General features: G+C 35.3%; 8 protein-coding genes. 3 read left to right on the forward strand and 5 right to left on the reverse strand.

The features are described 5' to 3' along the window. From A9Q93_RS06535 to A9Q93_RS06555, 5 genes are all read right to left on the reverse strand, one after another. Positions 1 to 342: DUF937 domain-containing protein (locus A9Q93_RS06535; RefSeq protein WP_303686577.1), on the reverse strand; the 342-nt coding region annotated here is incomplete at its 3' end. A gap of 113 nt (positions 343 to 455) precedes the next feature. Further along, positions 456 to 1169 carry a pirin family protein gene (locus A9Q93_RS06540; protein WP_303686578.1) on the reverse strand — a complete coding sequence of 238 codons (714 nt, stop codon included), beginning with the start codon at positions 1167 to 1169 and terminating at the stop codon, positions 456 to 458. A 108-nt stretch (positions 1170 to 1277) separates the two neighbouring features. Beyond that, positions 1278 to 2231, reverse strand: a complete 954-nt coding sequence (locus A9Q93_RS06545) for an NAD(P)-dependent oxidoreductase (protein WP_303686579.1) — start codon at positions 2229 to 2231, stop codon at positions 1278 to 1280. A 100-nt stretch (positions 2232 to 2331) separates the two neighbouring features. Further along, on the reverse strand, positions 2332 to 3393 hold the full coding sequence (gene serC / locus A9Q93_RS06550) for a 3-phosphoserine/phosphohydroxythreonine transaminase (RefSeq protein ID WP_303686584.1): 1062 nt from the start codon (positions 3391 to 3393) through the stop codon (positions 2332 to 2334). Between the two features lie 74 nt (positions 3394 to 3467). Next, complete coding sequence (locus tag A9Q93_RS06555; RefSeq protein WP_303686580.1) at positions 3468 to 4586, reverse strand: acyl-CoA reductase; 1119 nt, start codon at positions 4584 to 4586, stop codon at positions 3468 to 3470. A gap of 35 nt (positions 4587 to 4621) precedes the next feature. Between A9Q93_RS06555 and A9Q93_RS06560 the strand changes: the two genes are divergently transcribed. The 3 genes from A9Q93_RS06560 to A9Q93_RS06570 form a co-directional block, all read left to right on the forward strand. Next, entirely contained in the window at positions 4622 to 4972 is a 351-nt protein-coding gene (locus A9Q93_RS06560) for a 4Fe-4S dicluster domain-containing protein (RefSeq protein WP_303686581.1), read from the forward strand. 108 nt (positions 4973 to 5080) lie between these two features. After that, complete coding sequence (locus tag A9Q93_RS06565) at positions 5081 to 5800, forward strand: DUF6503 family protein (RefSeq protein ID WP_303686582.1); 720 nt, start codon at positions 5081 to 5083, stop codon at positions 5798 to 5800. 66 nt (positions 5801 to 5866) lie between these two features. After that, positions 5867 to 6515, forward strand: a 649-nt coding sequence (locus A9Q93_RS06570; protein ID WP_303686583.1) for a hypothetical protein, incomplete at its 3' end; no start/stop codon positions are given.

The following is a 6515-nucleotide window of genomic DNA, read 5'->3' on the forward strand; positions in this document are numbered from 1 at the left end:
TAGTGCATTTTCTACATGAGGTTGTTTACTACCTAGCACATGACCTAAGATGCCAGCACCTTCTTGTTCAAGTTGCTCAGGACTTCCTGCGCCATCGCCAAAAATTCCTCCTAGCATATCAATAACGCCACCACCACTATGACGTGGATCATTTAATGCATTATTCAAAGATTGCGCACCTTCAGGAGAAGAGGCGTTACGTTGCATAGCACCTAAAATAAGTGGCATAGCTTGAGATAAAACATTTGCAGTTTTATCTGATGACTGACCAGTTTTTTGAGATGCACCTTGGATTAGGGTTTTCCCTATGTCAGAATTTAATAAGTCGAGTATAGAAGACATGAATAGATTTTTAAAATGAAGTTCAATTTACAATAATTTACTATCGCTTTAAAAAAAGAAATTCATTTTATTTCGCTTTCGCGAAAGCGTAGTTTTCATCGACAAAATACTCTTTAACTCAATGGTACTTCCATCACGAGGATCTCTGAATCCTCTTCTAAAGCCGTGAAGTTAAATGAGCTTGTATCCCAAATTCCTAGTCCATCACGCTTTTCTAATAATTGCTCGCCTATTTTAAAGGAACCGTTTATAACAAAGATGTAAACGCCATTACCTTGTTTTTTTACTGTGTATGGAATGCTTATATCTTTATCGATAATTCCTAAATGGAACCAAGCGTCTTGATGTATCCATACTCCAGCGTCATCTGGTGAAGGAGATACTACTTGTTCTAATTGATTTTTTCTACTGGCAGGATCTAATGTGATCTGGTCGTATCGAGGCTCAACATTTTGTTTGTTAGGAATCACCCAAATTTGAAGAAATTTTACTTCTTCATTCTGTGATGCATTTTTCTCACTATGAGTTATACCAGTACCAGCGCTCATCACTTGTATATCTCCATTTTTAATGATCGCTTTTCTACCAGTACTGTCCTGATGTTCTAAATCTCCTGATAATGGTATACTTATGATTTCCATATTTGCATGAGGATGAGCTCCAAAACCCATTGCGCCAGCGACGGTATCATCATTTAAAACACGTAAAACGCCAAAGCTCATTCTTTCAGGATTGTGATACCCTGCAAAACTAAAAGTATGATAACTATTTAACCAGCCATGATTTGCATGACCTCTTGAATCTGATTTATGTAGTACTGTTTTCATGTACACAAAAATATTGTATATACAAGTATTTTGAAGTTAAGGAAATCAAAAAAGCCACATCGCTATAGAGATGTGGCTTTTATATGATAATTATAATGGCTGAATTTTTTAGCCTAGTATCTCAATAATTTGATCTGCTAGTTCAGTTCCTATTCTATCTTGAGCTTCATTAGTTGCCGCTCCTATATGCGGGCTTAATGAAAGTTTAGAATTCATAAGTAATACAATTTCTGGTTGTGGTTCTTTTTCAAATACGTCTAAAGCAGCAAATGAAATATGCTCTGATTCTAATGCATTTACTAATGCAACTTCATCAAGAACACCACCACGAGCAGCGTTTACGATCGCTGCGCCCTTTTTCATCATTGCTAGTTCTGTTTCTCCTATGACATAGTCTTTTTGAGCTGGAACATGAATAGTTACAAAGTCAGATTTTTTAAGAAGATCTTCTTTACTTACTAATGGGATTTCTACGTTAATCGTTTGACCGTCAAAAAGATCCCATGAAACTGTAGGTGCTTTATCTGCAAAACTATCGTGAGCTATAACGTTCATTCCTACACCAGCCGCTATTTTGGCAACCTCTTGACCTATGCGTCCTATCCCTATAATTCCTATAGTTTTACCTCTCAACTCAGAGCCTTTAGCATATTGCTTTTTTAGGCCTTTAAAGTTGCTATCTCCTTCTAGCGGCATATTACGGTTTGCATCATATAAAAAACGCACGCCACCATATAAATGACCAAAAACTAACTCTGCCACACTAGAACTACTAGCGGCAGGAGTGTTAATCACTTTCAACCCTTTTTCTCTGGCATAAGTTACATCTATGTTATCCATTCCAACACCACCGCGACCTATGATTTTAAGACTAGGGCAGTTGTCAATAAGTTCTTTGCGTGCTGTAGTTGCAGATCTAACTAGTAAAACGGCAATTTCATTTTTATTGATATAATCTTGTAACTGGTCCTGAGCAACGTTAGTTGTGATGACCTCATGTCCAGCAGCGGTTAATTTGTCTATTCCGCTTTGAGAAACACCGTCGTTTGCTAGTATTTTCATTTTTTTCATTTTTTATTAGATCCCTATGAGCGCAATATGGTAATTGCAGAAATGTTGATTTAAATATTACAATTCAAATAGCTATTTGAATATTTATAAGTTAGGCCTGCTTTTCTAAATGTTGCATAACATCTACTAGTGTTTGAACACTTTCTAGAGATAGCGCATTGTACATACTTGCTCTATAACCTCCTACAGATCTGTGACCGTTAAGACCGTTTATTCCTGCTTCTTTCCATAATGAATCAAATTTCTTACTATGTGCATCGTTAGCAAGTACAAATGTAGCATTCATTTTAGATCGATCTTCTTTGTTTATTACAAAGCCTTTAAATAAAGGATTACGATCTATCTCGTTGTAAATCAGGTCAGCCTTTTGATTATTTAATTTTTCAATGGCGCCTATTCCACCATACTCCTTTAACCATTCCAGAGTTAGCATACTTACGTAGATAGGAAATACTGGTGGTGTATTAAACATGGAATCTTTTGAAATATGTGTTTGATAACTGAGCATCGAAGGAATTTGTCGAGATACTTTACCTAAAATATCTTCTTTCACTACGATAAGTGTAGTACCAGCTGGTCCCATATTTTTTTGAGCACCTGCATAGATTAAATCGTACTTTTCAAAATCGCGTTGTCTTGAGAAAATATCGCTGCTCATGTCACAAATCAAAGGTACAGATACATCTGGTGTAGATTGTAATTGTGTGCCAAAAATGGTATTATTAGTTTGAAAGTGAAAGTAATCTACATCGCTAGGTACGGTATAGTCTTTAGGAATATGATTGTAATTATCAGCTTTTGAAGAAGCTACTTCTATAACTTCACCGAATAATTTTGCCTCTTTAATTGCCTTGGCAGACCAGGTTCCCGTATTTAAATAGGCTGCTTTATTTTCTAATAAATTATAAGCTACCATTAAAAATTGCATACTAGCTCCACCACCTAAGAATAAGGCTTTATAACCTTTATCTGTAAGACCTAAATGCTCTAGAGCTAGGCTTTGTGCTTTTTCCATAACCGCGACAAAATCCTTGCTACGGTGGGATATTTCTAAAATGCTTAAATCGTTGAAATCAATTACAGCATCGGCTGCTTTTTTAAATACTTCTTGTGGTAGGATACAAGGTCCTGCGCTAAAATTGTGCTTCAACATTTTGCTCTTCATTTAAGTGAATTACAAAAATGCAAAATAGACACTCAAATACTGTTAGGAAATCAATAAGGTTTTTAAGATAATGTCAACAAAAACTGAATGGTATCTATTCCATCTGCATAGTCATTTAATTCTGGCATTTGTGTTTTACCATAATTTACTAATTGTGGTGCAGTTATATCACCTAGAGTATTATTTATAGTAGTGGCAGCATCACCTTCTACAACGACACATTGCAATTGATCTGCATTGTTTTTGATCTCCATGGCAACATCATCTATAGAATCATAATAGCTGTATCCTAAACTGGCAATAGGCGAGGAGTAGCTGTCGCTCTCTTCCTTTATCAATAAAAACTCATTATCGAGTAAGTCAAATTCACTCATTAAGTAAACAGCTTTATTGTAATCGTAATTGTTCACATATTTTTCATGGTGAATCAGTTCTTTCTTTGCAAACATGCCATTAAAAAATAGATCAAAGTTGTAACCTTTGGGAACTTTTAAATGGCTCACACTGCGACATCCTAAACCAAAATATAGGAACACATCATCGCTCAATGCTTGCATTTGTTCTAAGGTTTCTGTACCAGTTAATACAGCTATACTATTGCGATTCTTGCGTATAATATGTGGTTTTTTACCAAAATAATGCTCAAAATAACGAGCAGTATTATTACTTCCCGTGGCAATGACCGCATCATAATTTTCTAACTTGCCATCAGCAAACGAGTACGAATTTGATAAATCTGGACAAAAGAATGAGGCCATCTCTAGAACTAAAGGTGTCAACACATCGTCATTAGAAGAATTTTTAATCAAGGCATGATGTCCCGTAATTATAACGCTTAAAACATCATGAAATCCTACTAGAGGTAAATTTCCTGCGGTAATTAAACCTACGTTTTTTGATTTAATGTGTTCTAAATGATAGGGTTTTACCCATTCTTGTAAATTTTCTGTAGTCAAGGCAGTTGCCCATTGGTGCAGTGCAAAATTTAGGGTGTCTTCAGTAAACCAAGAGTTTTTATGTCCAGCAAGATCTAGTCGTTGCTGGATGTAATCGCTCCAGTTGTCACCATTACTGGTTTTAGAATCTAATGTCCCTTCAAGAAAAGAGGATAGTTGTGATCCCGCTTTCGCGAAAGCGGAAATACGATCATTTAACGTAGTATTTATTGAAAATGTCTTCACTAGATGCTATTTTTGTGCAAAAGTAAAGAAAAGCTATGGCAATCATCATAACAGACGAATGTATTAATTGTGGAGCCTGCGAGCCGGAATGTCCTAACACGGCCATTTATGAAGCGGCAGATGACTGGCGTTATGCTGATGGAACTGATCTTGACGGTCAAGTCGTTCTCCCATCTGGCAAAGAGGTGGATGCAAATGAAACCCAAGAACCGATAAGTGATGAGTTTTATTATATCGCTCCAGATAAATGTACAGAATGTGTAGGTTTTCATGAAGAGCCGCAATGTGCTGCTGTATGTCCGGTAGATTGTTGCGTGCCAGATGATGATATAGTAGAGACAGAAGCTGAACTACGCGCTAAACAAGCATTCATGCACAAGAACTAAGACTAGGATATTGAATATTTATTTTAATCCCGATGGTTTGTGCCATTGGGATTTTTGTTTCCATAGATTTAATTTTATACAATTATCTTTAGCCTATACACTGTTCTTATGAAATATACTTTTCTTCTATTATCGTTTATAGCACATTTCCACATTCAAGCTCAAGAATTAAATGGAAATCAACTTCTTCAAAAGGCGATCAAATATCATGACCCTTATGGAAACTGGGAACAGTTTAATGGCAGTTTTGAGGTGACGATGAACACACCAGATCAACCGGAACGAGTAAGTGAGATAACAATAGACGTACCTAATGAATATTTTTCAGTCAGTGCAATAAGGGATAGTATTAACACGAGTTACTATGTTAGTAATGGTAAAGGTAGCGCAGTCAAAAGTGATTTGAGGAAACCTGAAGAGGTTATCATTACTGATGAAAAAGATGTGGAAAGAGCCATCTTCATGAAAAATTACTATACCTATCTCTATGGCTTGCCCATGAAATTAAAAGATAAAGGTACTATTATTACTGATAAAGTAGATCGTAAAATTTTTAAAGGAAAAGAGTATTTAGTATTAAGGGTCACTTATGAAGAGTCAGTAGGAAGTGATGTGTGGTTTTTCTATTTTAATCCTACATCCTACGAATTGAAAGTCTATCAATTTTATAAAACAGACGCTAGTGGTAAGATGAAAATGGATACTGGAGAATACATTTTACTTTCTGAGATTAAAAAGGTAAAAGGTATTAACATGCCTAAAGTACGTAAATGGTACTATAATAAAAATGATCAATTTCTAGGGGCAGATGTTATTACAAATAAGTAATAATTCTCTAGCTATTTCAAGCAACCTTTTTCACATTTATGCATCTTTAGTGTAAACTACCAGAACATGAAAAAACTGTTATTCTTAATTTTAGCTTGTCTGCTCATATCTTGTGAGGCTAGATTAGAAGATGATGTTCGTGCTTTATTTAAAACAAGAGTAGTAGATGTTGCAGGAAATCCTATTTCTAATCTCGAGGTAAACGCGACCACTTATAGAACCTTTGATTTTATCTTAGGACAGGAGCTTACAAAATTTCAACCTGCTGAAGAAGATTTTATTTTAGGTAAAGGTGTTACAGATGCAAATGGAGATGTAGAATTTACTATGCTAGTAGATGGTGGCTTTTTCATCAATTTTAATTCACAAAACTATTTTTCTAATAAAGTCAGTATTTCAAGAGAAGAGCTAGGTGATGAACTTTTTTTAAATATTCCAGAAACAATTTTAAAAGAGGCTGCCGTGGTAGAAATTGATTTTATCAATACGTCTGGAACGGCTGATGTATATGAGGTAAGCTTTAACTATGAATCTTTGAACTGCGATTTTATTTATAGTAATAACACGTTAACTCAAGATGAAGAATGTGATTTTTTTGAAAGACTACCTCGCGAGTTCAATCAAAATATAGGTGATGGGAGTTTTGAATTAGATGTTTTCTATCCTTCCACAATAGATGTCGAGTACGTAGATAGTTCAGGAAATGAATCTACGA

Origin of the sequence: Nonlabens dokdonensis (genome assembly GCF_002162835.1) — a bacterium.
Classification (GTDB): Bacteria; Bacteroidota; Bacteroidia; order Flavobacteriales; family Flavobacteriaceae; genus Nonlabens; species Nonlabens dokdonensis_B.

Coding starts and splice junctions, on each gene's coding strand:
- A9Q93_RS06540 (WP_303686578.1), bottom strand. CDS start 1,169: ATGAAAACAGTACTACATAAATCAGATTCAAGAGGTCATGCAAATCAT.
- A9Q93_RS06545 (WP_303686579.1), bottom strand. CDS start 2,231: ATGAAAATACTAGCAAACGACGGTGTTTCTCAAAGCGGAATAGACAAA.
- serC (WP_303686584.1), bottom strand. CDS start 3,393: ATGTTGAAGCACAATTTTAGCGCAGGACCTTGTATCCTACCACAAGAA.
- A9Q93_RS06560 (WP_303686581.1), top strand. CDS start 4,622: ATGGCAATCATCATAACAGACGAATGTATTAATTGTGGAGCCTGCGAG.
- A9Q93_RS06565 (WP_303686582.1), top strand. CDS start 5,081: ATGAAATATACTTTTCTTCTATTATCGTTTATAGCACATTTCCACATT.